Raw genomic sequence first — 24,077 nt, 5'->3', positions numbered from 1 at the left:
CCGGGAAGGATTGGTTCCGGTGCATCACCCGGACGCGGTATTCGGCACATGAACGCCATCGGACGGGAGGTCGACGGGCAGTCGTTCGGTCAGTTCCCGTGCGGGGCGCGGACCCTTGGGAACACCGGGCGGTGACGCCTGTCCCTCGCGTCGGCGCATGTCTCCGGGGACACTGGGGACCGGACTGTTCGAGGCGGAGTGCGCCGGGGACTTGACACGACCCGGCGTCGCGAGCGGAGGGGGAACGCGATGCGGGACAGCCATCGGGCCGAGGCCGAGGGGCTGTTGGCACGGGCCGTGGAGGAAGAGGTACGGCGCTCGGGAGGCCGCTTCGACGGGGCGGTGCTGCTGTCGCGCGGGAAGGCGGCGCTCGACTCGATCGCGGCGCCCGCGGCCGAGGAGTACGCGGACTATCTGCGGGCCGTGGAGGCGGCGGAGGCCGGTCCCGCGTCCCCGGCGGACCTGGCGACACCGGCCGTGGTGACGGCGGTCGCGGCCGCGGCGGCGGTCGGCGGGGACCTGGCCCTCGGTACGGCGGCGGGCACCGCGTTGGGCGCGGGCGCCGTGGTCGCGGTGGCGGGTGCCGCCGCCACCGCCTTCAAGGTCGGCGCGGGCCGGCGGGCCGCCGCGCACCGCAGGGCCGGGGATGCGGGCCGGCCGGGCGGCGTGGAGCAGCTGCGGCTGCAGTGGCTGACGGCCCTGGAGGTGCGGGGCGTGCGGCCGTTCCTGGACCAGCAGAAGGTGCTGCTGCGGACGGCGGGGCAGCCGGCGCAGCGGACGGTGGACCGGCTGCGCGGCGCGAACCGCAGCGCGGCGGCCCGGCGGCGGGCGGTCCTGGAGCAGTCCTTCGGGCAACTGCCGGACGCGGACGCACCGTTCACGGGGCGGCGGGCCGAGCTCGCGCAGATCACCCGGTGGGTGCAGGCGGGCCGGGCGGCGACCACGACCCGGCCGACGGTGGTGCTGCTGCCCGGTGCGCCCGGCTCGGGCCGTACGACGCTCGCGGTACGGGCGGCGCACGCGCTGCGGGACCAGTTCCGCGGGGCGTGCGTGGTGGACCTGCGCGGTGGGGCGACGCGTGGGCAGCAGCCGCTGAGCACCCGGGAGGCGCTGCTGCATCTGCTCAACCGGCTGGGCGCGCCGCGCGAGCAGTTGCTGTTCCGGGAGCGGTCCTCGCCGGAGCAGCAGGTGCGGCGGCTCGCGGAGCTGTACCACCAGCAGCTGACCGGGCTCGCGGTGACGGTGGTCCTGGACGACGCGGTGGATCCGGAGCAGGTGCGCACGCTGCTACCGGAGCGCTCGGACAGCCTGGTCCTGGTGACCTGCCGGGAGCCGCTGGACCTGGGCCCGGACCTGCCGGCCGCGGTGCACGTGCTGCCGGTGGCGGCCCTTGACGCGGCGGGCGCGGAGGAGCTGCTGGGAGCTTCGTCGGGGGCGCGGGGGCCGTACGACGCGGAGGGCTTCGAGCGGGCGCGGGAGCTGTGCGGCGGGCTGCCGCTGGCGCTGCGTACGGCGGGCGCGCTGCTCGACGGGCGGCCGGCGGCGGAGGTCGCGGGGCTGCTCGCGGCGGCCGGTCGGGACGCGGGGCCGGTGGAGCGGGCGCTCGCGGCGGGGTACGCGACAGGTCTGGACGAGGACGGGCGGCGGCTGCTGCGCCGGCTCGCGCTCGCGGGGCGGGCCTCGCTGGGTGCGGCGGCCGCGGCGGCGCTGCTCGGCGGGAGCGCGGCGGACGGGGCGCGGCTGCTCGGTGAGCTGGCCCGGGCCGGGCTGCTCGACCACGTGCGCGGGAAGCGCTACCGGCTGCACGACGCGGTGCGCGGTTTCGCGGCCGCGCGCCTGGTCGAGGAGGAGGACCAGGCGGAGATCGCGGCGGCGCAGGAGCGCCTGATCCGTAACTACGCGGAGCTGGCGGACGCGGTGATCCGGATGGTCGACGGCAAGATGTCGACCCGCGTCAGCCGCACTGCCCGGTTCGACGGGCATGGTTTCGGTTCGCTGGACGCGGCGCTGCGCTGGCTGGACGAGGAGTCCAGCTTCATCACGGCGACGCTGCGGCACGCCGAGGGCGTGGACCAGCAGACGGTGCTCGATCTGCTCGGCGCGCTGTGCGACTACTGCCTGCTGCGCGGCGACCTGTACCGGCTCGGTGAGATCAACGAGCTGACCGAGGCGGTGGGGCAGGGGCTGCTCTCGCGGTCGGTGCAGTGGCGTACGGGTATCGCGGCCCGGCAGCTCGGCGAGCTGGACAAGGCGCGGACGACGCTGACCTCGGTGGTGTCGCTGTATCAGGAGGCGCACCAGGACGCGGGCGCGGCGCTCGCGCTGTGCTCGCTGGGCATCACGCTGCACCACCAGGGGCAGCTGGCGGAGGCGGCGGCCCGGCTGCGGGAGGCGCTGGAGTTGCAGGAGCCGGAGTCGCTTGCGGCCGACCGGGGCTGGACGCTGCACGCGCTCGGGGCGGTCGAGCGGGACCGGGGCCGGCTCGCGGAGGCGCTCGATCTGCTCGACCGGGCGCTCGCGCTGCACCGGGAGCACGAGTCGCTGCACGGCGAGGCCTGGACGCACTTCCAGCTGGGCCAGGTGCGGCTGCGGACGGGCGAGGTGGAGCGGGCCGAGGCGGAGCTGGGGCTCGCGCTCGACGAGTACGGGCGGACCCGGGACGGGCGTGGCGAGGCGTGGGCGCTGACCCAGCTGGCCCGGGCGCGCCTGGTCGCCGGTGACGTGGGGCCCGCGGTGGACGGGCTGCGGCAGGCGCTGTCCCGGCACCGTGAGCAGGAGGACGCCCGCGGCGAGGCGTGGACGCTCTACTACCTGGGGCACGCGCTCGAGGAGCGGGGCGACCGGGACCAGGCGGTGCGGGAGCTGGAACGGGCGCGGACGATGTTCTCGCGGATGCGCGATGTCTACGGCTTGGCATGCGCCCGCCATCATTCGGGCCGGGTGACCCGGGACCAGCGGGCCGCGCAGACCGGCAACCTGCGCAACTCCGGCTTCGCCCGCCAGCTCCTGATGGACGCCCGGGCCGACTTCCGGCGCATCGGCGTGGCCCACGGCGAGGCCTGGACCTGTCTGGAGCTGGCCGTGGTCGACGCGGGCAACGGGCGCACCACGCAGGCCCTGGGCCTGTGCGCGGAGGCGGCGGGCCTCTTCGACGCGTACGGCGACCGCCGGGGCGCCGACTGGGCCCGCTTCCTGCGCTGCACCCTGCTGCCGGACCCGGCCGAGGCCCGCGCGGAACTCGCCGCGCTGACCGCGGACGCCCACCCGTCCCGCGACCCCCGCCTCGCCGACTGCGCCGAGTCCTACGCCCTCGTCCTCGACCGCGGCACCGCCCCGGACGGGGCCTGGCAGGCCTGGGACCTGGGCATGGTGCCGGGACGGCAGGCGCGGGAGGTGATGGGGGTGCCGGTGGGGTAGGCCGTCCGCGCCGGGCCGGCCTCCGGACGGGGCCCGGGTAGCGCTCGCAGGGCCCCGGCGGCGCCGGGGCCCTGAACGTACCGCCGCTACTTCTTCGCCGGGCCCTCGGCGGCCGGGGCCGCGCCGGCGGCGGCCGGGTCCGGGGCCTCGGCGAAGTCGACCTTGTGCATGTGGCGGTTCATCGACTTCATCAGACCCCAGACGGCCAGCGCCAGGACGGCGAAGACGACGAAGCCGAGGACGCCGGGGGTCACCTTGTTCTCGTCCAGGTCCTTCACGGCGAAGGGGACGAGCTCGGTCAGTGCCAGGTGTGCGCTCATGCTAGGCATTGTCCCGGATGCCCGCGAAGAGGTCGCTCTCGGGGAGGGAGGTGTCCACGAGCGACTTGCTGAGCTCGTACTCCTCCGTGGGCCAGACCTCCTTCTGGATCTCCATCGGGACCCGGAACCAGCCGCCGTCGGGGTCGATCTGGGTGCGGTGGGCGATCAGCGCCTTGTCGCGGATCTCGAAGAAGTCCGCGCAGGGCACGAAGGTGGTGAGGGTGCGCTCCTTGCGCGAGAACTCGTCCCAGCGCTTCAGCCACTCCCCGTACGGCGACTCCAGGCCCCGGTCGAGGAGCGCCTGGTGCAGCGCCTCGGTGCGCGGGCGGTTGAAGCCCTGGTTGTAGTAGAGCTTGCGCGGCGCGTAGGCCGGGCCGAACTCGTCCTCGGGGTACTTCTCGGTGTCGGCCGCGCCCTCGAAGGCCACCATCGAGATCTTGTGGGTCATGATGTGGTCGGGGTGGGGGTAGCCGCCGTTCTCGTCGTAGGTCGTGACGACCTGCGGGCGGAACGCGCGGATCTTGCGGACCAGCTCGCCCGCGGCCGCGTCCACGTCCTCCAGGGCGAAGCAGCCCTCGGGGAGCGGGGGCAGCGGGTCGCCCTCGGGCAGGCCCGAGTCGACGAAGCCCAGCCACTCCTGCCGGACGCCGAGGATCTCGCGGGCCTCGTCCATCTCCTTGCGGCGCACCTCGTGGATGTTCGCCTCGATGTAGGGGTCGTCCTGGAGCTTCGGGTTGAGGATGGAGCCGCGCTCGCCGCCCGTGCAGGTCACCACCAGGACCTCCACCCCCTCGGACACGTACTTGGCCATCGTGGCCGCGCCCTTGCTCGACTCGTCGTCGGGGTGGGCGTGAACGGCCATCAGTCGCAGCTGCTCAGTCAAGACTCGGTCCTCAGTCATTCGTCGCCTAGGGAGGTCTCTATAGTGACGGAATCGGGGGAGGGAAAATTCCGGTACCCCGGCGGCGAGAGGATCGATCATGGGCGCGGTGCGAGAGCGGCTGCCCGAGGGGCGCTACGGGCGCTCCGCGGACGCGCGGGCCGACCGCCAGCTCAGGATCGCCGCCGTCGTGCTGGGCAGCCTCCTGCTGGCCGGGCTCGGCTGGTTCGGCTGGCACTACGTCGTCGGCAGCAAGATCAGCGCCGAGGTGATCCGGTTCGCCGTGGTGAGCGACAGCGAGGTCCAGGTGCACCTGGAGATCCGCAAGGACGCCGCCACCAAGGGCGTGTGCACGCTGCGCTCGCGCTCCGAGGACGGGGCCGAGGTCGGCCGCAAGGACGTCGCGGTCGACGAGTCCGCCGACCGCGTCGACAAGGTCTACACGATCCGCACCACCGCCCGGGCCACCACCGCCGAGCTCATCGGGTGTACGGCGCGGTAGCGGTGGGTAGGGAGCGGGGGTAGAGCCCCCGCCAGGTCGCCCCGGTGACCTGGGGTGACGTAAAGCCTGCGGTTATGTCCTCCCGCTTTTCGCCACTCATTGTTAGGCTCGTGGTTTCGCCCGCTCGGAAGGCGCACGCTGTAAACACGGCTTTCCGTCAGGGCGAGCTTTTGTATTCCCAGTACCTACGAGGAGCACCTGTGACCCAGACCAGCGAGAACGTCACCTGGCTCACCCAGGAGGCGTACAACAAGCTCAAGGAGGAGCTTGCCTACCTGTCTGGTCCCGCGCGTACCGAGATCGCCGCGAAGATCGCCGCGGCGCGCGAGGAGGGCGACCTGCGGGAGAACGGCGGGTACCACGCGGCCAAGGAGGAGCAGGGCAAGCAGGAGCTCAGGGTCCGCCAGCTCACGCAGCTCCTGCAGAACGCCAAGGTCGGCGAAGCCCCGGCGGACGACGGCATCGTCGAGCCCGGCATGGTCGTGACCATCGCCTTCGACGGTGACGAGGACGACACGATGACCTTCCTGCTCGCCTCCCGCGAGTACGCGAGCGGCGACATCGAGACGTACTCCCCGCAGTCGCCGCTCGGCCTGGGCGTCAACGGCAAGAAGGCCGGCGAGGACGCCGAGTACGAGCTGCCGAACGGCAAGATGGCCATGGTGAGGATCCTCAGCGCCACGCCGTACACCGGCTGAGCCCGCTCTTCCCCGAGCACAGGGCCGGACCCCGCGAAGGGGCCCGGCCCTTCGTCATGCCCGTGCTGAATGGCGGCCTTGTCGCCGCGCTGCCCCTGGCGGCCCCGCCGACCGACCCGCAGGACTGTCCGCGGGTCCACCTCCGCGATCCCGTGGACAGGCTCCCGCCCGCCGGTCAGGCCGTCGCCGAGCGGTACTTCCGCACCGACAGCGTCCGGAACACCACGATGATCAGCACCGAGTAGATCAGCGAGGCCCACACCGGGTGCTGCATCGGCCAGGCCTGGGACTGGGAGACCCCCGGGTCGCCGAAGAGCACGCGGCAGGCCTGCACGGTGGCGCTGAAGGGGTTCCAGTCGGCGACGTGCTGGAGCCATGGGGTCATCTGGCTGGAGTCCACGAACGCGTTCGAGATGAACGTGACCGGGAAGAGCCAGATCAGTCCGCCCGAGGTGGCCGCCTCCGGGGTGCGGACGGACAGGCCGATCAGGGCGCCGATCCAGGTGAAGGCGTAGCCCAGGAGCAGCAGCAGGCCGAAGCCGGCCATGATCCTGGCGAAGTTGGTGGGCTCGGCGAAGCCGGGGCGCCAGCCCACGAGGAGCGCGACGATCGCCAGGACGAGCAGGGTCAGCGCCGTCTGCACCAGGTCGGCGAGGGTGCGGCCGGTGAGGACCGCGCCGCGCGCCATGGGCAGCGAGCGGAAGCGGTCGATGAGGCCCTTGTGCATGTCGTCGGCGATGCCCGCGCCCGCGCCGGCGGTGGCGAAGGTGACGGTCTGGGCGAAGATGCCGGCCATCAGGAAGTTCTTGTAGACCTCCGGGTCGGTGGTGTCGCCGATCTTCATCGAGCCGCCGAAGACGTACGTGAAGAGGATCACGAACATCACGGGCTGGATGAGGCCGAAGATGACCATCTCCGGGATGCGGGTCATCCGGATCAGATTGCGCTTGGTGACGACCAGCGAGTCGCTGATCGACTGGGCCAGGGCGCCGCGCTGCTGCGGCTTGGCCAGGGTGTCGGTCACCGCGGTCACTTGACGGCCTCCTTCCGCTTCTCCGCCTTGGCCCCCTTGGCCCCCTTGGCCGGCCTGCCCTCGCCGCTCGCCCCGCCGCCGCCGTTCCCGCCGTTCCCGCCGTTCTCCTCGGCCTGCTCGGCCACATGGCCCGTCAGCGAGAGGAACACGTCGTCGAGGGTGGGGCGGCGCAGGCCGATGTCGTCGATCTCGACGCCGACGGCGTCCAGGTCGCGGATGACCTCGGCGAGGAGCTTGGCGCCGCCGGTGACCGGGACGGTCAGCCTGCGGGTGTGCTCCTCGACGCTGATGTCGCCGACGCCGATGTCGCCGCGGCCGACGCCCGCCGTCCCGTAGCGCGCGAGGACCTCGCGGGCGGCCGGGATGGTCTCGCGGTCGTGGACCACGACCTCGACGCGCTCGCCGCCGGTCTGGGCCTTGAGCTGGTCGGAGGTGCCGTGGGCGATGACCCTGCCGTGGTCGATGACGCAGATGTCGTGGGCCAGGTGGTCGGCCTCCTCCAGATACTGCGTGGTGAGGAGCAGCGTGGTGCCGCCGGCCACGAGCTCCTGGATGATCTCCCACAGGGCCAGCCGGTTGCGTGGGTCGAGGCCGGTGGTGGGCTCGTCCATGAACATCACGGGCGGGGAGACGACGAGCGCGGCGGCCAGGTCGAGCCGGCGCCGCATGCCGCCGGAGTAGGTCTTGGCGGTGCGGTCGGCGGCGTCGGCGAGGTTGAAGCGCTCCAGGAGCTCGGCGGCGCGGGCCTTCGCCGCCCTGCCGTTCATCTGGTAGAGCTGCCCGACCATCTGGAGGTTCTCGCGGCCGGTCAGATACTCGTCGACGGCGGCGAACTGGCCGGACAGGCCGATCTTGCGGCGCACCTCGTTGGGGTGCTTGAGCACGTCGATCCCGGCGACCACGGCGCGGCCGCTGTCGGGTCTGAGGAGGGTGGTGAGCACGCGGACGGCGGTGGTCTTCCCCGCACCGTTCGGGCCGAGCAGGCCCAGGACGGTGCCCTCGGGTACATCGAGGTCCACCCCGTCCAGGGCTCGTACGTCGCCGAAGGTCTTCACCAGACCTTCGGCGTGAATCGCGCCTGGCATGCGTTCTCCCAGAGGATTTGAGAGTTTCTGTCCAAGTTTAGGTACGCCGGGACGGCAGCGCCCGGCGTCCGAGTGACCTGGACCACACGCTAACGCGATACATCGCGACACACAACTGTTTTGCGCCGGACCGTGTCGGAAACCCGGCCAGGGGCCGCGAGGACACTCACCCCAGCACCGTGTACCCCGCGTCCCGCAGCGCCTCCGTGACCTCCTCGCAGTGCTCGGGACCCTTGGTCTCCAGGTGCAGCTCGACCTCCGCCTCCGTGAGCCCGAGCCGCGGGTCGGTCCGTACGTGGCTGACGTCCAGGACGTTCGCGTCCACCACCGTCAGCACCGCGAGCAGCGTCGCGAGGGCGCCCGGCCGGTCGGTCACCTTCAGGCGCAGGCTCAGATAGCGGCCCGCGGCCGCCATGCCGTGCCGCAGGATCCGCTGCAGCAGGAGCGGGTCGACATTGCCGCCGGACAGCACCGCCACCACCGGGCCCCGGTCCCGGAACGCGGCCGGGTCGGCGAGCAGCGCCGCCACCGGGCTCGCCCCGGCCGGCTCCACCACCAGCTTGGCCCGCTCCAGACAGAGCAGCAGCGCCGAGGACAGCGCGTCCTCTGAGACCGTGACGACCTCGTCCACGTACTCCCTGACCAGGGCGAACGGCACATCGCCCGGCCGCCCCACCTTGATGCCGTCGGCCATCGTCACCGGCGACTCGATCGCCACCGGGTGCCCGGCGGCCAGCGAGGGCGGGTAGGCCGCCGCGCCCTCCGCCTGCACGCCGATCACCCGCACATCGGGCCGCACCGACTTCACCGCGAGGCCGATGCCCGCCGCGAGCCCGCCGCCGCCGACCCCCACCACGATCGTCCGCACCTCGGGGCACTGCTCCAGGATCTCCAGGCCCACCGTGCCCTGCCCGACGATGATGTCCGGGTGGTCGAAGGGGTGGATGAACACCGCGCCGGTCTCCCGCGCGTACTCCTCCGCCGCCGCCAGCGTCTCGTCCACGACGCTGCCGTGGAGCCGCACCTCCGCCCCGTACTCGCGGGTCGCCGCCACCTTCGGCAGCGGGGCGCCGACCGGCATGAACACCGTGGCGTGCACGCCGAGCAGCGCCGAGGCCAGCGCCACGCCCTGCGCGTGGTTGCCGGCCGACGCGGCGACCACCCCGGCCGCCCGCTGCTCGGGGCGCAGTCCGGCGATCCGCACGTACGCTCCGCGCAGCTTGAAGGAACCGGTGCGCTGCAGGTTCTCGCATTTGAGGTGGACCGGCGCCCCGAGCAGCGCGGACAGATGGCGGCTGCCCTCCATCGCGGTCACCCTGGCCACCCCGGCCAGCATCTTCTGCGCCCCGCGCACGTCGTCGAGCATCAGCGGGTGCAAGGGGTGTGGCGTACGGAAGCTCATGACAGCAAGTCTCCCAGCTCACAGCCCTCGTGGCCGCCCGGCGGGCGGGCCGCCGGACGGGTTTGCGCAGCGCCGGTACGGACCCCGGCGGGGCCGCGTACTCTGTCCCCCACCAACCGCCCGTCGCACGAGAGAGCCCCCACAGCCATGCCCACATCTCAGGACATGACGAGTGAGTTCGACCCCGGTCTCCTCGACGCCCTCCAGCACCAGGTGGCCGTCTTCGCCCGACGGGCCGAGCAGACCCGCCTCGGCGGCACCGGTCAGCTCCGCAACTCCATGGACCGCGCCGCCTACCTGCTCCTCAACCGGCTCGACCGGGAGGGCCCGATGGGTGTCAAGGCGCTCGCCGCGGGCATGGGCATCGACTCGTCGACGGTGACCCGGCAGGTCGCCCCGCTCGTCGACACCGGCCTGGTCAAGCGCACCTCGCACCCCGAGGACGGGCGCGCCGTGGTGCTCCAGCTGTCGCCGCGCGGCCAGGCCCGTCTGGAGGAGGTCCGGGCCTCGCGCCGCCAGCTGATGGTCGAGGTCACCGAGGGCTGGACGCCCGCCGAGCGGGAGTCCTTCTGCGCCCTGCTCACCCGCTTCAACACCGCCCTCTCGGCCCGCCAGTCGGGGCTGCCCGCCCCCGCCGACCCGGCCGCGTCCACGTCGTGACCCGTCGCGGCCGGTCGCGACCCGTCGCGGCCAAGTCGTGACCTCGCACCCCGTCCACGGGGCTTGACCGGGGCCGCGCGCCGGTCTCAACTGGGGGCGTGCGAGACCCCGCAGACGGCCAGACCGGCGAACACGCGCGTCGCACCCGGGAGTTCAACGCGTTCGCGGCCGGGGCGTCGGGCCGGCTGCTGCACGCCGCGACGCTGCTCACCACCGAGCGGGAGCGCCGCAATCCACTCGCCCAGGCCCTGCTGACCGCCGCCCTGGCGCACACCTACGCCCACTGGGACCGGCTGCGCGGCGAGGATCCGTACGAGTTCACCCGCTCCGAGCTCGCCACCCGCTTCGCCCGCACCGCCTGGCGCCACCACAAGGGCCGCGGCGGGGTGCTCTCGGCGCTCACCCCGCAGGAACGCCTGGTCGTGGTGCTCCGGCTGTACGAGGGCGTCGCCGAGGAGCAGACGGCGGCGCTGCTCGGGGTGCCGGAGGACCGGGTGCGGGCCGTCTGCGCCCGCTCCGTGAGCGCGCTGCGGGCCGCCTCGTGAACCGGCACGAGCGCAAGGAGGACGAGGTCCGCCGGCTGCTCTCGGCGGGTCATCCGCAGGTCCCCGGCGACCTCACCGCCCGGGCCGTGGCCCGCGGCGTACGGCTGCTGCGCCGGGCCCGGGTGCTGCGCCGGATCGGCTGGACGCTGTTCGCGCTCGCCGTCGTCGCCTTCCTGGTCTGGGCCTCGGTGGCCCGCCCCTGGGAGGCCCCGCCGGTGGACGTGCCGCCCCCGCTCGAAGGCTTCTGAGAACCGGCCTAGCCTGGAACCAGGAGCCTGCGGGGGGCTTGATGGGAGGTCGACATGGCCAGGAAGGCAACCGACTGCCGGGACTTTCCCAGCGTCTCCAACTGCTCGATGTACATGGCGGGCGAGGAGGACGAACTTCTCAAGGCGGCCGTCGCGCACGTGATCGCCGTGCACGGGCACACCGACAGCCCCCAGCTGAGGGAGGACGTCAAGGCGAGCATGAAGGACCCGGTGCCCGGCTCCTGAACGCGCGCGGGCCGGGCCCCCGCAGCGGGGGCCCGGCCCGTACTCGTACGACCCCGTACTCGTACGACGCGGGCGACTAGCCCAGCGCCTCGCGCAGGTCCGCGATCAGGTCGTCGGCGTTCTCGATGCCGACGGAGATACGGACCAGGTCCGCCGGGACCTCCAGGGCGGAGCCCGCGACGCTCGCGTGGGTCATCCGGCCCGGGTGCTCGATCAGGGACTCGACGCCGCCGAGGGACTCGCCCAGGGTGAAGAGCCTGGCGCGGTTGCAGACGCCGACCGCCGCCTCCTCGCCGCCCTGGACGCGGAACGACACCATGCCGCCGAACGCGCGCATCTGCTTGGCCGCGACCTCGTGGCCCGCGTGCTCCGGCAGGCCCGGGTAGAGGACCTGGGTGACCTTCGGGTGCTGGGTCAGCATCTCGACGACCTTGCCCGCGTTCTCGCTGTGCCGGTCCATGCGGACGGCGAGGGTCTTGATGCCGCGCAGCACGATCCACGAGTCGAAGGGCCCGGCGACCGCGCCCATCGCGTTCTGGTGGTACGCCAGCTCCTCGCCGAGCTCCGCGTCGGCCGCGACCAGGGCGCCGCCGACGACGTCGGAGTGGCCGCCCATGTACTTGGTGAGCGAGTGCACGACGACGTCCGCGCCGAGCGACAGCGGCTGCTGGAGGTACGGCGAGGCGAAGGTGTTGTCGACGACCAGCTTCACGCCGGCCTGGCGGGCCACGCCCGCGACGGCCTCGATGTCGGTGATGCCGAGCAGCGGGTTGGAGGGGGTCTCCACCCAGATCAGCTTGGTGCGGTCGTTGATCGCGGCGCGCACCTCGGCCACGTCGGACGTGTCGGCGACGGAGAAGTCCACGCCCCAGCGCTGGACGACCTTGGCGAAGAGCCGGAAGGTGCCGCCGTAGGCGTCGTTGGGGATGACCACGTGGTCGCCGGGGGCCAGGAGGGTGCGCAGCAGGCAGTCCTCGGCGGCGAGGCCGGAGGCGAAGGCGAGGCCGCGGCGGCCGCCCTCCAGGGCCGCGAGGTTCTCCTCCAGGGCCGTCCGGGTGGGGTTGGCGCTGCGGCTGTACTCGTAGCCGCCGCGCAGCCCGCCCACGCCGTCCTGCTTGTAGGTGGACACCTGGTAGATGGGCGGGACGACCGCGCCGGTCAGCGGGTCGGCGGTGTTGCCCGCGTGGATGGCGCGGGTCTCGAAGCTCTGGTGGGAGTGCTGGTCGCTCATGAGGCAGGAGCGTAGTCCGGTGGCGCCGCTGTCGCCGCTTGATGGGACGGGCCGTCTCAGCAGGTGTCCCGGGGCGTCCTGGACAATGGGGCCATGGAGATTCTGTGGTTCCTGATCGCCCTCGGCATGATCTTCGGTGTCCTGGGCCCCCTCGTGTTCCGCCGGCGGGCCGGCGGCATCCGGCAGGTGGCTCCCGGCTCGCCGGACGCGGCGGATCCGGCGGCGTACGGATTCCTGCGCCAGGAGGAGCAGGACGTACGGCTGCCGGGTCCCGACCGGGATCTCCTGGACGTGCTCGACGTGGTGCAGGCGACGCAGGACTGGCGGGCCGCCGCGCAGCTCCTGAAGGGCACCGAGCAGCAGGGCGAGCTGCGCTGGCAGCGCGTGCAGGCCTTCGCGGGCGCGGCCTCGCTCGAGCTGGCCGAGCGGCCCGGCGTGGGCGGCGCGTGGCTGCGCTCCTGGCATGCCGAGGCGCCGAAGGACGCGGGCGGCGCGCAGGTGTACGCGGAGTTCCTGGTGCAGCAGGCCTGGCGGTCCTCGACGGCCGGCACCGACGACTTCCGGGTCATCCTGGAGGAGGCCCGCAAGGCGTGCGAGGAGGCCGCGCTGCTCGCACCGGGCGACCCCGTGCCGTACATCTCGCAGCTCGCGGTGGCCCGTGGACTCGGCTACTCCCACGAGGAGTTCGATCTGGTGTGGGCCAAGGTGATCGACCGCGCACCGGAGCACATGGGGGCGCATCTGGCCGCGCTGCACTACTGGTGCGAGAAGTGGCACGGTTCGCGCGTGGAGGCCGACCACTTCGCGACGACGGCCGCGGCGCGCGCGCCGCGCGGTTCGCTGCTCGCGGCGCTGCCGCTGTTCGCGGTCTTCGAGAACCGGCCGGAGATCGTCGTCGGCGTGGACTTCTACCGTACGGCCGTGGTGTCGAAGGCGGTCGAGGGCGCGATGTACGCGGTGCACTCGGCCCGCGTGGACGACCCGATGCTGGCGCACGTACGCCATCTGCTCGTCGAGTTCCTGATGGGGCAGGAGCGTTGGGCCGAGGCGATGCAGCTGCTCCTGAAGGTGGACGGGTACGTGGGCGCGCTGCCGTGGACGCTGCGCGAGGACCCGGCGCTCGCGTACACGGTGCACCGGAACCTGGTGGTGGCGGGGTACGAGTCGGACGGCGGGAGCCCGGCGACGCTGCCGGGGTAGGCGGTCTGACAGGCGGTACGGAATCCGCTGGACGCCGTACCCGCGCGTAGGTGATACTCCGCTTCCCCCCACACTGTTCGAACAGACATCGAAAAATTCGAAGCTCGGAGCCCGAGGCTCGGAGCTCGACGTTCCGTATTTCCCGTGGGGGGACTCTGCCCGATGGGCGCGACTCTGCGCGCTGCGCGCGCGTTCGTACTGCTGTCCGGTTTCTATCTGCTCGGTCTGCTGCTGCTCGCGGCTCTCGGCGGCATCGACTGGGCCGCCTGGGTGTGGGCGCCGGGCGCCGCCCGGCTCAAGATCTTCTTCGTCACCGTGGTCCTGGCGATCCCCGTCGTCCAGGGCCTGTTCATGCTGCGCACCCCGCGCGACGGCGAGCCCGGCGGGCTCCCGGTCACCGAGGCCGACGAGCCTCGCCTGTGGGCGACCGTCCGCGAGCTGGCCGAGCGGATCGGCACCCGCGCCCCCGACGAGATCCGGCTGACCGCCGACGTCAACGCCGCCGTCTCCGAGGACGCCCGGCTCCTCGGACTGATCGGCGGACGGCGCCGGATGTACATCGGACTGCCGCTGATGTCCGGCCTCGACGAGGCCGGGCTGCGCGCGGTCCTCGCCCACGAACTGGGCCACTACAGCAACGCCGACACCCGCCTCTCGGCGCTCACCGCACGCGGGCGCGTGCAGGTCGCGCGCATGATCGAGATGTTCCACGCGAAGGCCGACGCCAAGGTCGCGCAGGAGCGGGCCCGCCAGGAGCAGAAGGCCGAGAAGCGGCTCGCCAAGGGCAGGACGGCCAAGGAGATCGACACCGCGGGCGCCGGCATCACCTACCGCACCATGGCGAAGATCTACACCGCCTACGGAAAGCTCTACCTGCGCGCCACCCTGTCCGGCGCCCGACGCCAGGAGCTCGCCGCCGACCTGGCCGCCGCCGGGATCGCGGGGCGCGACGCCACCGCGCGGGCGCTGCGCGCGATCCCCGCGCTCGACGCGGCCCACGACTTCTACCTCTCCTCCTACGCCACCCTCGGCACCGAGTTCGGGCTGCTGCCCGCGCGCGGCGAGGTCTTCGGCGGCGTACGGCATCTGCTCGCCGCCCGCGCCGAGGAACTGGCCGGACTGCGCGAGGAACTGCCTCAGGAGCCCGCCTCGCCGTACGACTCCCACCCGCCGATGGCCGAGCGCGTCGCCCGCATCGAGGCACTGCCCGACGACGGGCGCTCGGCGGAGGGCACCGGGCCCGCGCTCGCCCTGCTCACCGCGCCCGACACGGCGCTCGCCGCCGTCGAGGACGTCTCGCTCACCCCCGAGGCCCGGCGGATGCGCCGCCTGGCGTGGCCGGACCTGGTCCACGAGTCGATGAGTGCCCGGGTCTCCCAGGGCACCGAGGAGCTGCGCGCGGCGGCCGGCGGGGCGGCCCTCCCGGCCCTGCTCGACGCCATCGACGCGGGCCGGGCCTGGGAGATCGCCGGCCGGCTGCCCCGGTCCGAGGAGGCCTCGGCCGCCACCGGCCGCGCGGCCCGCGAGTTCGCCCGCCCCGGGCTGCGCCGCGGCCTGTCGGCCATGGTCACCGAGGAACTCCTCCGCTCGGGGCGCGCCCGCTGGCAGCTCTCCTGGACCGGCCCCGCCACCCTCGACCTGCCGGACGGAACCCCCGAGCAGCTCACCGCGGCCCTGGACGCGGCCACCGCCGACCTCCCGGACACGGCCCCGCTGCGGGCCCTGCTCGCACCGCTCGCGGCGCGCTGACGCCCGTACCGCCCGCGCTTCCCCTCCCCCGTACCCCCGGAAGGATCTCCGACCGCCGATGGCCCGTCTCATCCCGCTGATCGTGATCGCGATCGCGCTCTACTTCTGGATCAAGAACCGCCGGGCCGCCAAGGGCGGCGGCTCGGGCGGCTCGGGCGGCTCCCGCGCCAAGAACGCCGAGGCGGCCGCCCGGCTCGGCCTGCTGCCCGCGGACCGGCTCGACACCGAGAACCTGACCCCGCCGTCCGCCGTGCACACCGCCGCCAAGGAGGCCGTGCAGGCCGGCGACTGGGCGGCCGGGGCCGCGTACGTCGAGGAGGCCGGGCGCGACTGGTACGAGCGGCGGCGCCGGATCAGCCGGCTCGCGGACGCGGCCGTGCAGGACGACGCCTGGCTGCTCGCCTGGCGGGCGGCGCGGCCGGAGGACCCCGCGGCGGCCGCCGTGCAGGCCAGTTCGCTGGTGTACCTGGCCTGGGAGATCCGGGGCTCGAAGCAGGCGAAGTACACGACGGACGAGCAGTTCGCCTCGTTCCACCGGGTCCTGAAGCAGGCCCGCGAGACCTTCGCGCACGCCCAGGAGCTCGCGGGCGACGACCCGAGCCCGTTCATCGGCGAGCTGCCGCTGGCGATGGGCCTGGGCTACCCGCGTGACGCCGTCGAGGCGATCTGGGCCGAGATCGAGAAGCGTGACCCGCTCAACTACCTCGCGTACTCCAGCGCCCTGCAGTACTGGTGCGCCAAGTGGCAGGGCTCGCACGAGGCGGCGCTCGCGTTCGCCCGGCGCGGGGCCGAGCGCGCGCAGCCCGGGCAGCTGCTGACGAACTTCGTCCTCGAGGCGTACTTCGAGCAGGAGTCGTACGACTCCGACCTCGAACCGCAGGAGTTCTACAACCGGCCCGAGGTCGTGGCGGCCACGGACGCGGCCCTCGTCGACCTGGCGGCGGCCGAGAGCCTGCTCGACCCGGCCGACCCGCGGCTCGCGGAGACCCGGCACATGGTGGCCTGGATGCTGTACTGGCAGGACCGGTACGAGGCGGCCCTCGCCCAGTTCCGGCTCGTCGACGGCTACATCGGCACCGCGCCCTGGAGCTACGCGGGCGACCCGAAGGCCCGCTACACGAACGTGCGCGACTACACGGCGGCGCAGGTCCTGAAGACCCGCGGGGAGTAGCGCCGGCCGCTCCCCTCACACTGTTCGAACCGATCGAACCGATCGGGCCGATCGAACACGCATCGAAGCACGCATCGAAATTCCGTGGGGCACCGTGATCATCCTGTTGTGGGTCGTACTGACCCCCCTCGTCCTCGGCCTGCTCGGCCTCGGGCTGTACTTCCTCAAGGCCATCGTGCAGGGCACCATCGAGGGCTGGCGGTCCGGCTCCGTGTCTCCGGAGGACGAGGCCGCCGCCGCGCTGCTCGCCGAGCGTCTCGGCACGCTGGGCCTGCTGCCCGCCGAGCGCCAGAACACCGAGCTCGCCGCACCGCTGGAGCCGGCCCTCACGGTGGCGCTCGCCGACGCCAGGGCCGGGGACTGGAAGCCCGCCGCCGCCCTCCTCGACGAGACGGCCGCGGCCCGGGACTGGGAGCGGCGCTCCTTCCTCGCCGGGCAGCTGGGCATTGCGGCGGCCGAGGAGGACGCCTGGCTGACGGCCTGGGAGTCGGCCCGCCCCGACGACCCGGGCGCGGCACTGGTCCGGGCGCGCGGCACCGTCCAGCTCGCCTGGAAGCTGCGCGGCGCGAAGCGGGCGCGGTACACCACCGCCGAGCAGGCGGCGGGCTTCCACCGCACGCTGCCGCTCGCGGACGAGCAGCACGTCCGGGCCGCCGCGCTGGCGCCGCAGGACGACCCGACGCCGTACATCGGCGAGATGTGGAGCGCGATCGGCCTCGGCCGCGGCCACGACGAGATGCACCGGATCTGGAAGGAGATCACCGGCCGGGCTCCGCACCACTACGAGGCGCACTGGACGGCACTGCAGTTCTGGTGCGCCAAGTGGCGCGGCTCGGAGGAGCTGGCCCGGGCGTTCGCCGTGCGGGCGGCGGCGGAGGCGCCGACGGGCAGCCTGATGACGGTGTTCCCGCTGATCGCGCACTTCGAGCACGACAAGTCCGACACCACGGACGTGGACCGGACGCCGGAGATGTACGCGGCGGTCGACGCGCTGCTCGCGGACATCGCCGCCGCCGATCCGGCGCACCCGCGCCTTCCCGAGGCCCGTCATCTGGCGGCGTACTTCCTGAACCTGCAGGGCCGGTGGGACGAGGCCGTGGAGCAGTTCCGCCAGGTGGACGGGCACGTCGGGGTGCTGCCGTGGTCGTACCGGGCGAACCCGGCCGAGCACTACTGCTTCACGCGCGACGAGTGCGTGGCCAACGCCTCCTGAGCGCGCTTCCCGGGACGGGACGCGGCGGGCCCCGGGGGGAATCCCCCCGGGGCCCGCCGCGTTCTTCTTGAGGCCACCGTCGAGGAGAGATGCCGCATGTTCCTGTCCCGCACCCCCGTCCTCCCCACCCCGGACCAGGCCCTGGGCGGCCGCCCCGAGCCCGCCTTCGCCGTCCCGGAGCGCCACACGGTCCTCGGCACCCCGCTGCTCGGCCCCTACCCGGAGGGCCTGGAGGTCGCCGACTTCGCCCTGGGCTGTTTCTGGGGCGCCGAGCGCAAGTTCTGGCAGACCGAGGGCGTGTACACGACCCTCGTCGGCTACCAGGGCGGCTACACCCCGAACCCGCTGTACGAGGAGGTGTGCTCCGGGCTCACCGGCCACACCGAGGTCGTCCGCGTGGTCTTCGACCCGTCGAAGGTGTCGTACGAGCGCCTGCTCAAGCTGTTCTGGGAGTCCCACGACCCGACCCAGGGCTTCCGCCAGGGCAATGACGTCGGCACCCAGTACCGCTCGGCCGTCTACACCCACACCCCCGGGCAGCAGACGACCGCAGAGGCCTCCCGCGCCGCCTACCAGCAGGTCCTGACCGGCTCGGGCTACGGCGAGATCACCACCCACGTCCTCCCCGCCGACGACCGCCCCTTCTACCCGGCCGAGGCCTACCACCAGCAGTACCTGGACAAGAACCCGGCGGGCTACTGCGGCATCGGCGGCACGGGCGTGTCGTGCCCGATCGGGGTGGCGAAGGCGGAGTAACGAAGGCGGAGCAGGCGGCCGGGAATCCGGCCTCCTGCGCGACGGCGACGACCGCGCGGAAGGCGCGGTGGTCGGCCGGGTCGGCTGACCGGCGCATCAGCACCAGGGCCGTCGTCGGCGGCGCCCGCTCCCGGAGGGATGTCACAGACCGCCGGGCCGTCTCGTCACCTCTGGGGAAGAGTGGGGGCGAACGGTGTGCGTGGGCGAGGAGGAGCCGGGATGAGCGGGGCGAGCGGGAGCACGGAGCCGGCGGCACAGGCCGAGGAGGTACGGGTCTTCGAGGGACTGCGGCCGCTGCTGTTCTCCATCGCGTACCGGATCCTCGGCAGTGTCGGCGAGGCCGAGGACGCCGTGCAGGAGACCTGGCTGCGCTATGCCACCGCGCCGAACCCGCCCGTCTCGCCCAAGGCCTTTCTGTCCGCGACCGTCACCCGGATCTCGATCGACGTGCTGCGCTCGGCCCGGGTGCGGCGCGAGCAGTACGTCGGGGACTGGCTGCCGGAGCCGCTGCTGTCCGATCCGTACGAGGATCCGGAGCGCGCGGCCGAGCTGGCCGACTCGGTGTCGATGGCGGCGCTGCTGCTCCTGGAGCGGCTGAGTCCGCTGGAGCGGGCGGTGTTCGTGCTGCGCGAGGTGTTCGGCTTCGGGTTTCCCGAGGTGGCGGAGGCGGTGGACCGTTCGGAGGCGGCCTGCCGGCAGCTGGCCGTGCGGGCGCGGCGGCACATGGCGGCCGGGCAGGCCAGGTTCGAGGCGGACCGGGTCGAGCGGGAGGAGCTGGCGGCGCGGTTCTTCGACGCCCTGCAGGCGGGCGAGGTGGACGGGCTGCGGGCGCTGCTCTCCGCCGACGTCCAGCTCGTCGGGGACGGCGGCGGCAAGGCTCCGGCGCTGTCGCGGACGCTGGTCGGCGCGGAGCCGGTGGCCCGGCTGCTCACCTCGTACATCGGCCGGCTGTCCCTGGTGGACGCGTCCTTCGAGGCGCGCGAGGTCAACGGGCGCCCGGGCGCGGTGTTCCGGGACCGGGACGGCCGGGTGCTGTTCATCTGGTCCCTGGACGTGCTCGACGGGCAGGTCCGGACGGTCCGCTCGATCACCAATCCCGACAAGCTCGACCACGTCGGGCCGGTGGCGGACGGCTGGCAGGTCGCCGAGGAGATCCAGCGGCGGCAGCGCGCGGAGCGGCGCCGGCAGCGGGAGCCCCGGGAGCGCTGAGCCCTCAGGGCCGGGCCGCGGCGCGCAGCCGGGCTCCGGTGGCGGCGACCTCGTATCCCTCGGGCACGCCGTCGATCAGCAGCACGTCGCCGTTCATGTGGCGGGTGCGCAGCGGGATCAGCTCCTGGTAGGCGGCGGAGTCGTACCAGCCGCGGGCGTCCTCGTACGTCGGGAAGCCGATGATCACGACGGCGCCGGGCCAGCTGCCCTCGCGCACCTCGCGCTCGGGCGCGCCGTGGACGAGGAAGCGCCCGCCGAAGGGGTCCAGGGTGTCCTGGATGCGCTCCATGTAGTCGAAGACCTCCTCGTCGAGGACGGGCTTCGGGTGCAGGTTTCCGATGGCGTATGCGGTCATGGGAACAGCGTGCCGGGGCACGGCTCCGGGGTCGATTACCCCGGAGGTCATGCCCCGGCGACGGCACAGCGGAGGACGATCAGATCGTCGACGCGTCGATCACGAAGCGGTACCGCACGTCGGAGGCCTCCACGCGCGCGTACGCCTCGTTGACCTGGTCGGCGGTGATCAGCTCGATCTCGGCGCCCAGGCCGTGCTCGGCGCAGAAGTCCAGCATCTCCTGGGTCTCCTTGATGCCGCCGATCATCGAGCCGGCCAGCGTCTTGCGGCCGCCGATGAGGGAGAAGAGGCCGACCTTGACCGGCTCCTCCGGGGCGCCGACGTTGACCAGGGCGCCGTCGGTCTTGACGAGGCTGAGGTAGGCGTCGAAGTTCAGCGGCGCGGAGACCGTGGAGATCACGAGGTCGAAGCTGCCGCGCAGGGCCGTGAAGGTCTCCGGGTCGCTGGTGGCGTAGTAGTGGTCGGCGCCCAGCTTGAGGGCGTCCTCCTGCTTCTTCAGCGACTGGCTGAGCACGGTCACCTCGGCGCCGAGCGCGTGGGCGATCTTGACGCCCATGTGGCCGAGGCCGCCGAGGCCGACGATGGCGACCTTCTTGCCGGGGCCGGCCTGCCAGTGGGCGAGCGGCGAGTAGAGGGTGACGCCGGCGCACAGCAGCGGGGCGGCGGCGTCCAGCGGGATGCCCTCGGGGATGCGCAGGGTGTAGTTCTCGTCGACGACGATGTGGGTGGAGTAGCCGCCGTAGGTCGGCTCGCCGTCCTTGTCGATGCTGTTGTACGTGGCGGTGCCGCCCGTGACGCAGTACTGCTCCAGGCCCTGCTCGCAGTACTCGCACTCGCGGCAGGAGTCGACGAAGCAGCCGACGCCGACCCGGTCGCCGACCTGGTGCCTGGTCACGCCGGGGCCGACCTCGGTGACGATGCCGGCGATCTCGTGGCCCGGCACCATCGGGAAGATGCCCTCTCCCCAGCCGTTGTGGGCCTGGTGGATGTCGGAGTGGCAGATGCCCGCGAACCTGATCTCGATGAGCACGTCGTGCTCGCCGACGGCGCGGCGCGGCACGGTGGTGCGCGCGAGCGGGGCGTCGGGGGCGGGGGCGGCGATGGCGGAAACGTGGGTGGTCATGCCGGCAAGACTGCCGAAGGATTCCGGACTCACCCAGACCACTGTTCTGCCTACGACCCGTGTGCCTACCACTGGCAGGGTCAGGAACGGATGTCCGGTCCCGGCCGCGAACGGGAATACTGGGGAGGTATGGACCTCAGCTCCGAACTCAGCGAATTCCTCCGCACCCGCCGGGCCCGGCTGAAGCCGCAGGACGTCGGGCTGCCGGAGTTCGGGCGGCACCGCCGGGTGCCGGGCCTGCGCCGGGAGGAGCTGGCGCAGCTGGCCGGGGTCTCGGTGGCGTACTACACGCGTCTTGAGCAGGGCAACGGCAAGAACGTGTCCATGGAGGTCCTGGACTCGATCGCGCGGGCGCTGCGGCTCAGCGACACCGAGCGGGCGCATCTGACCCACCTGGCGAAGCCGACCGTGAAGAAGCGGCAGCGGGCGGCCAACCGCCCGCAGCAGGTCCGGCCGGGCCTCGCGCACCTGCTCGACGCGCTGGAGGGGGTGCCGGCCTTCCTCGTCGGCCGACGCCTCGACCTCCTGGCGTGGAACCGGATGGCGCGGGCGCTCATGGGCGACTTCCCGGCCTGGGAGCCGCACGAGCGGAACATGGCGCGGATGGTGTTCCTCGACCCGAACGCCCGTGATCTGTACGTGGACTGGGAGTGCAAGGCGGTCGAGGTGGTGAGCATCCTGCGGCTGTACGCGGGGCTGCACCCGGACGATCAGGAGCTGCTGTCCCTGGTGGGCGAACTGTCGGTCAGGAGCGAGGAGTTCCGCTCGCTGTGGGCCGCGCACACGGTGACGGACAAGGGCCACGGCATGAAGCGGCTGCGGCATCCGCTGGTGGGCGAGATGACGCTGCAGTACGAGTCGCTGAAGGTGTCCGGCGACGACCCGGACCTGGTGCTCGTGACGTACCACGCGGAGCCGGGCTCGCCGTCGGCGGACGCGCTGCGGCTGCTCGCGCAGTGGGGTGTGGACGAGCCCGTGGACGTACGGAAATGACGCGACGGCCGGAATGACGGGAAGGCCGGAATGACGGGAAGGCCGGAATGACGGGAAGGCCGGAATGACGCGACGGCCCCCTCGTCGGAACGAGGGGGCCGCCTTTCGCGTGCTGTACGGGCGGATCAGACCGCGGAACCGGCCTTCCAGGCCGACCAGCTCATGTTCCAGCCGTTGAGGCCGTTGTCGGGGGCGATCGTCTTGTCGGCGGAGTTCTTGACGACGACGACGTCACCGACGATCGAGTTGTTGAACAGCCAGGCGGCCTGCTGGTTCGGGTCGCCGGCGCCCTTGACGTCGGCGAGGCCCACACAGCCGTGGCTGGTGTTGACGCTGCCGAAGATGGAGCGGGCACCCCAGTAGTTGCCGTGGATGAAGGTGCCGGAGGTGGACAGGCGCATGGCGTGCGGCACGTCCTTGATGTCGTACTCGCCCTTGCCGTCGTCGTCGGTGAAGCCGACGGTGGCGCCGTTCATCCGGGTCTCCTTGAACTTCTCGGAGATCACCATCTGGCCGTTGTAGGTGGTGTTGTCCGGGGAACCGGCGGAGATCGGGATGGTCTTGATCGTGCGGCCGTCCTGCGTGACGGTCATCGTCTTGGTCTTCACGTCGACCGTGGAGACCTGATTGCGGCCGATCTTGAAGGTGACGGTCTTCTGCTGGACGCCGAAGACGCCGTTCGCACCCTCGACGCCGTCGAGGTCGAGCTTCAGGGTGACCGTGGAGCCCTCGGTCCAGTAGCTCTCCGGGCGGAAGTCGAGCCGCGTCGAGTTGAACCAGTGGCCGACGACCTCCTGGCCGGAGCTGGAGCTGACGGTGATGCCGCCCTGCACGGCCTTCTTGTCGGTGATCGCCTTGTTGAAGTTGATCGAGACGGGCATGCCGACGCCGACCGTCGAGCCGTCCTCCGGCGTGAAGTTGCCGATGAAGCTGTTGGCCTTGGTGACGGTGGTGAAGGAGGCGTTCTCGTGCGCCTCCAGGCCGTCGGCGTCCTGGGCGGTGGCGGCGATCTTGTAGACCGTGCCGCGCTCCAGCTGGCCGGTGGGCTTCCAGCTCAGCCCGTCGGCCGATATCCGCCCCTCGACGGTCTTGCCCTCGGCCGAGGTCATGGTGACCTCGGTGAGCTTGCCGTCGGTGACGGCGACCTTGGCGTCGTCGTTGATCGACGCGTTCTGGGCGCCGTTCTTGGGCGTGATGGTGATCTGCGCCTTGGAGGTCTTCTGCGCGGCGGCCTCGTCGACCTGGGCCTGCGACTGGGCGCTCTGCGAGGCGTCGGCGGCACTGCCGCCCTTGTCGCTGTCGCTGCACGCCGAGAGCACCAGCACGCCGCCGAGCACCGCGGCGGCGGCCGCCAGGCTCTTACGGCGCTTGCCGTCCGTCATCACACGCTTCTCCATCGTCGCCGACTACCTGCCATTTCCCACTGAAACACCCATGAGAACCCGTCCGGTTCCATAACCGGCGGGTATGTGGGGAACACCACTGATCCACACGCCCACTGATCCACACGTCCCGGCGGAGCGTTCGGTTCCCGACCCGCTCCCCTACCCCGGCAAAGGGCCGGAAAAGAGTGCGTGGACGCGAAAAAGGCCCCGGGACGCCGGGCCGCCGGCGTCCTGGGGCCCCTCAGGGGCGGCCGTGGCGCCGGTCAGTCGTCGGCGCGCGCCGGTTCGTCGTCGTCTTCCCACCCCTCATCTTCGTCGTCGAGGTCCCACTCCTTCGCATCGGGGTCGTAGTCGACCTCCTCGGTGCTCCAGGAGGCCTGGACGAGGTCGACGCCGGGCACGCCGGCGACCACGTCGAAGGGCTCGACGAGATACGCGAGGGCCTCCGCGCTGTCCTCGGCGACGGCGGCGCGGGCGTGGGTCCGCTCCTCCTCCGGCATGGAGGTGTCGGCGTCGATCCGGCCGAGCGCGGCCTCGGTGACCTCGGCGGGCCCGTCGATCTCCAGGACGAGATCGACCCGAAGACGTACATAACGTGATGTCTCGGAAGTGCTCATGGGCGGAGCGTAGAGCGCGGGAGGGCCTCGGGTTTCCCG

General features: G+C 72.6%; 24 protein-coding genes. 14 read left to right on the top strand and 10 right to left on the bottom strand.

Annotated features, from left to right (window positions below; genetic code table 11):
- Positions 1–249 precede the first annotated feature (249 nt).
- The gene (locus tag AB0M18_RS02960) at positions 250–3,417 is read left to right on the top strand and encodes a tetratricopeptide repeat protein (protein ID WP_365754978.1); all 3,168 of its coding nucleotides are present in this window, start codon (positions 250–252) and stop codon (positions 3,415–3,417) included.
- A gap of 86 nt (positions 3,418–3,503) precedes the next feature.
- Here AB0M18_RS02960 and AB0M18_RS02955 read toward each other — a convergent pair whose 3' ends face one another.
- Positions 3,504–3,746, bottom strand: a complete 243-nt coding sequence (locus tag AB0M18_RS02955) for a hypothetical protein (protein ID WP_365754976.1) — start codon at positions 3,744–3,746, stop codon at positions 3,504–3,506.
- Positions 3,739–4,620 (bottom strand): mycothiol conjugate amidase Mca, encoded by an 882-nt coding sequence (gene mca, locus AB0M18_RS02950; RefSeq protein ID WP_365754973.1) that lies wholly within the window; start codon positions 4,618–4,620, stop codon positions 3,739–3,741. The genes AB0M18_RS02955 and mca overlap by 8 nt, the downstream gene beginning before the upstream one ends.
- Positions 4,621–4,717: 97 nt before the next feature.
- Between mca and AB0M18_RS02945 the strand changes: the two genes are divergently transcribed.
- Together AB0M18_RS02945 and greA are read left to right on the top strand one after the other, a co-directional pair.
- Positions 4,718–5,119, top strand: coding sequence for a DUF4307 domain-containing protein (locus AB0M18_RS02945; RefSeq protein WP_365754971.1), 402 nt, complete (start codon positions 4,718–4,720; stop codon positions 5,117–5,119).
- A 200-nt stretch (positions 5,120–5,319) separates the two neighbouring features.
- Complete coding sequence (gene greA, locus AB0M18_RS02940) at positions 5,320–5,817, top strand: transcription elongation factor GreA (protein ID WP_365754969.1); 498 nt, start codon at positions 5,320–5,322, stop codon at positions 5,815–5,817.
- 175 nt (positions 5,818–5,992) lie between these two features.
- On the opposite strand, the gene AB0M18_RS02935 is transcribed toward greA, so the two are convergent.
- From AB0M18_RS02935 to ilvA, 3 genes are all read right to left on the bottom strand, one after another.
- On the bottom strand, positions 5,993–6,841 hold the full coding sequence (locus AB0M18_RS02935; protein ID WP_365755042.1) for an ABC transporter permease: 849 nt from the start codon (positions 6,839–6,841) through the stop codon (positions 5,993–5,995).
- A gap of 5 nt (positions 6,842–6,846) precedes the next feature.
- Complete coding sequence (locus AB0M18_RS02930) at positions 6,847–7,935, bottom strand: ATP-binding cassette domain-containing protein (RefSeq protein WP_365754967.1); 1,089 nt, start codon at positions 7,933–7,935, stop codon at positions 6,847–6,849.
- Positions 7,936–8,101: 166 nt separating this feature from the next.
- Positions 8,102–9,337 (bottom strand): threonine ammonia-lyase, encoded by a 1,236-nt coding sequence (gene ilvA, locus AB0M18_RS02925; protein ID WP_365754966.1) that lies wholly within the window; start codon positions 9,335–9,337, stop codon positions 8,102–8,104.
- Positions 9,338–9,484: 147 nt separating this feature from the next.
- Between ilvA and AB0M18_RS02920 the strand changes: the two genes are divergently transcribed.
- The 4 genes from AB0M18_RS02920 (at position 9,485) to AB0M18_RS02905 (ending at position 11,036) form a co-directional block, all read left to right on the top strand.
- Positions 9,485–9,997 (top strand): MarR family transcriptional regulator, encoded by a 513-nt coding sequence (locus AB0M18_RS02920; protein ID WP_365754964.1) that lies wholly within the window; start codon positions 9,485–9,487, stop codon positions 9,995–9,997.
- Between the two features lie 98 nt (positions 9,998–10,095).
- The gene (locus AB0M18_RS02915; protein WP_365754963.1) at positions 10,096–10,542 is read left to right on the top strand and encodes a sigma factor-like helix-turn-helix DNA-binding protein; all 447 of its coding nucleotides are present in this window, start codon (positions 10,096–10,098) and stop codon (positions 10,540–10,542) included.
- On the top strand, positions 10,539–10,790 hold the full coding sequence (locus AB0M18_RS02910) for a hypothetical protein (protein WP_365754961.1): 252 nt from the start codon (positions 10,539–10,541) through the stop codon (positions 10,788–10,790). Before AB0M18_RS02915 ends, AB0M18_RS02910 begins: the two co-directional genes overlap by 4 nt.
- Before the next feature lie 54 nt (positions 10,791–10,844).
- Positions 10,845–11,036: a DUF1059 domain-containing protein gene (locus AB0M18_RS02905; RefSeq protein ID WP_365754959.1), complete on the top strand. Its 192-nt coding sequence runs from the start codon at positions 10,845–10,847 to the stop codon at positions 11,034–11,036.
- Positions 11,037–11,112: 76 nt separating this feature from the next.
- On the opposite strand, the gene AB0M18_RS02900 is transcribed toward AB0M18_RS02905, so the two are convergent.
- Positions 11,113–12,267, bottom strand: a complete 1,155-nt coding sequence (locus AB0M18_RS02900; protein WP_365754957.1) for a cystathionine gamma-synthase — start codon at positions 12,265–12,267, stop codon at positions 11,113–11,115.
- Positions 12,268–12,360: 93 nt separating this feature from the next.
- Here AB0M18_RS02900 and AB0M18_RS02895 point away from each other — a divergent pair, with 93 nt between their 5' ends.
- The 6 genes from AB0M18_RS02895 (at position 12,361) to AB0M18_RS02870 (ending at position 19,565) form a co-directional block, all read left to right on the top strand.
- Positions 12,361–13,467 (top strand): hypothetical protein, encoded by a 1,107-nt coding sequence (locus AB0M18_RS02895; protein ID WP_365754955.1) that lies wholly within the window; start codon positions 12,361–12,363, stop codon positions 13,465–13,467.
- A 162-nt stretch (positions 13,468–13,629) separates the two neighbouring features.
- Positions 13,630–15,216 (top strand): M48 family metallopeptidase, encoded by a 1,587-nt coding sequence (locus AB0M18_RS02890; protein WP_365754953.1) that lies wholly within the window; start codon positions 13,630–13,632, stop codon positions 15,214–15,216.
- 58 nt (positions 15,217–15,274) lie between these two features.
- A complete protein-coding gene (locus AB0M18_RS02885) occupies positions 15,275–16,387 on the top strand; it encodes a hypothetical protein (protein ID WP_365754951.1) in 1,113 nt (370 codons plus the stop codon).
- A gap of 94 nt (positions 16,388–16,481) precedes the next feature.
- On the top strand, positions 16,482–17,600 hold the full coding sequence (locus AB0M18_RS02880) for a hypothetical protein (RefSeq protein WP_365754949.1): 1,119 nt from the start codon (positions 16,482–16,484) through the stop codon (positions 17,598–17,600).
- Between the two features lie 96 nt (positions 17,601–17,696).
- Positions 17,697–18,356 carry a peptide-methionine (S)-S-oxide reductase MsrA gene (msrA, locus tag AB0M18_RS02875; protein WP_365754947.1) on the top strand — a complete coding sequence of 220 codons (660 nt, stop codon included), beginning with the start codon at positions 17,697–17,699 and terminating at the stop codon, positions 18,354–18,356.
- A 219-nt stretch (positions 18,357–18,575) separates the two neighbouring features.
- Positions 18,576–19,565 carry an RNA polymerase sigma-70 factor gene (locus tag AB0M18_RS02870; RefSeq protein ID WP_365754945.1) on the top strand — a complete coding sequence of 330 codons (990 nt, stop codon included), beginning with the start codon at positions 18,576–18,578 and terminating at the stop codon, positions 19,563–19,565.
- A gap of 4 nt (positions 19,566–19,569) precedes the next feature.
- Here AB0M18_RS02870 and AB0M18_RS02865 read toward each other — a convergent pair whose 3' ends face one another.
- Together AB0M18_RS02865 and AB0M18_RS02860 are read right to left on the bottom strand one after the other, a co-directional pair.
- Positions 19,570–19,920 carry a DUF1330 domain-containing protein gene (locus tag AB0M18_RS02865; RefSeq protein WP_365754943.1) on the bottom strand — a complete coding sequence of 117 codons (351 nt, stop codon included), beginning with the start codon at positions 19,918–19,920 and terminating at the stop codon, positions 19,570–19,572.
- A gap of 79 nt (positions 19,921–19,999) precedes the next feature.
- Entirely contained in the window at positions 20,000–21,043 is a 1,044-nt protein-coding gene (locus tag AB0M18_RS02860) for an NAD(P)-dependent alcohol dehydrogenase (protein ID WP_365754941.1), read from the bottom strand.
- Between the two features lie 129 nt (positions 21,044–21,172).
- On the opposite strand from AB0M18_RS02860, the gene AB0M18_RS02855 reads away from it, so the two are divergent.
- Complete coding sequence (locus AB0M18_RS02855) at positions 21,173–22,036, top strand: helix-turn-helix transcriptional regulator (RefSeq protein ID WP_365754939.1); 864 nt, start codon at positions 21,173–21,175, stop codon at positions 22,034–22,036.
- A 125-nt stretch (positions 22,037–22,161) separates the two neighbouring features.
- Here the strand turns inward: AB0M18_RS02855 and AB0M18_RS02850 are convergent, their stop codons facing one another.
- Positions 22,162–23,433: an Ig-like domain-containing protein gene (locus AB0M18_RS02850; protein WP_365754938.1), complete on the bottom strand. Its 1,272-nt coding sequence runs from the start codon at positions 23,431–23,433 to the stop codon at positions 22,162–22,164.
- Positions 23,434–23,684: 251 nt separating this feature from the next.
- Positions 23,685–24,038 carry a hypothetical protein gene (locus tag AB0M18_RS02845; protein ID WP_365754936.1) on the bottom strand — a complete coding sequence of 118 codons (354 nt, stop codon included), beginning with the start codon at positions 24,036–24,038 and terminating at the stop codon, positions 23,685–23,687.
- Positions 24,039–24,077: the final 39 nt, after the last annotated feature.

The organism is Streptomyces sp. NPDC051909 (genome assembly GCF_040681095.1).
Taxonomy (GTDB): domain Bacteria; phylum Actinomycetota; class Actinomycetes; order Streptomycetales; family Streptomycetaceae; genus Streptomyces.
This window is presented reverse-complemented; position numbering and strand designations above follow the sequence as displayed.

Excerpts from the sequence above, each read along its gene's own strand:
- AB0M18_RS02960 (WP_365754978.1), top strand. The coding sequence starts at position 250 with ATGCGGGACAGCCATCGGGCCGAGGCCGAGGGGCTGTTGGCACGGGCC.
- AB0M18_RS02955 (WP_365754976.1), bottom strand. The coding sequence starts at position 3,746 with ATGCCTAGCATGAGCGCACACCTGGCACTGACCGAGCTCGTCCCCTTC.
- AB0M18_RS02945 (WP_365754971.1), top strand. The coding sequence starts at position 4,718 with ATGGGCGCGGTGCGAGAGCGGCTGCCCGAGGGGCGCTACGGGCGCTCC.
- AB0M18_RS02930 (WP_365754967.1), bottom strand. The coding sequence starts at position 7,935 with ATGCCAGGCGCGATTCACGCCGAAGGTCTGGTGAAGACCTTCGGCGAC.
- ilvA (WP_365754966.1), bottom strand. The coding sequence starts at position 9,337 with ATGAGCTTCCGTACGCCACACCCCTTGCACCCGCTGATGCTCGACGAC.
- AB0M18_RS02920 (WP_365754964.1), top strand. The coding sequence starts at position 9,485 with ATGCCCACATCTCAGGACATGACGAGTGAGTTCGACCCCGGTCTCCTC.
- AB0M18_RS02905 (WP_365754959.1), top strand. The coding sequence starts at position 10,845 with ATGGCCAGGAAGGCAACCGACTGCCGGGACTTTCCCAGCGTCTCCAAC.
- AB0M18_RS02900 (WP_365754957.1), bottom strand. The coding sequence starts at position 12,267 with ATGAGCGACCAGCACTCCCACCAGAGCTTCGAGACCCGCGCCATCCAC.
- AB0M18_RS02895 (WP_365754955.1), top strand. The coding sequence starts at position 12,361 with ATGGAGATTCTGTGGTTCCTGATCGCCCTCGGCATGATCTTCGGTGTC.
- AB0M18_RS02890 (WP_365754953.1), top strand. The coding sequence starts at position 13,630 with ATGGGCGCGACTCTGCGCGCTGCGCGCGCGTTCGTACTGCTGTCCGGT.
- AB0M18_RS02885 (WP_365754951.1), top strand. The coding sequence starts at position 15,275 with ATGGCCCGTCTCATCCCGCTGATCGTGATCGCGATCGCGCTCTACTTC.
- msrA (WP_365754947.1), top strand. The coding sequence starts at position 17,697 with ATGTTCCTGTCCCGCACCCCCGTCCTCCCCACCCCGGACCAGGCCCTG.
- AB0M18_RS02870 (WP_365754945.1), top strand. The coding sequence starts at position 18,576 with ATGAGCGGGGCGAGCGGGAGCACGGAGCCGGCGGCACAGGCCGAGGAG.
- AB0M18_RS02865 (WP_365754943.1), bottom strand. The coding sequence starts at position 19,920 with ATGACCGCATACGCCATCGGAAACCTGCACCCGAAGCCCGTCCTCGAC.
- AB0M18_RS02860 (WP_365754941.1), bottom strand. The coding sequence starts at position 21,043 with ATGACCACCCACGTTTCCGCCATCGCCGCCCCCGCCCCCGACGCCCCG.
- AB0M18_RS02855 (WP_365754939.1), top strand. The coding sequence starts at position 21,173 with ATGGACCTCAGCTCCGAACTCAGCGAATTCCTCCGCACCCGCCGGGCC.
- AB0M18_RS02850 (WP_365754938.1), bottom strand. The coding sequence starts at position 23,433 with ATGGAGAAGCGTGTGATGACGGACGGCAAGCGCCGTAAGAGCCTGGCG.
- AB0M18_RS02845 (WP_365754936.1), bottom strand. The coding sequence starts at position 24,038 with ATGAGCACTTCCGAGACATCACGTTATGTACGTCTTCGGGTCGATCTC.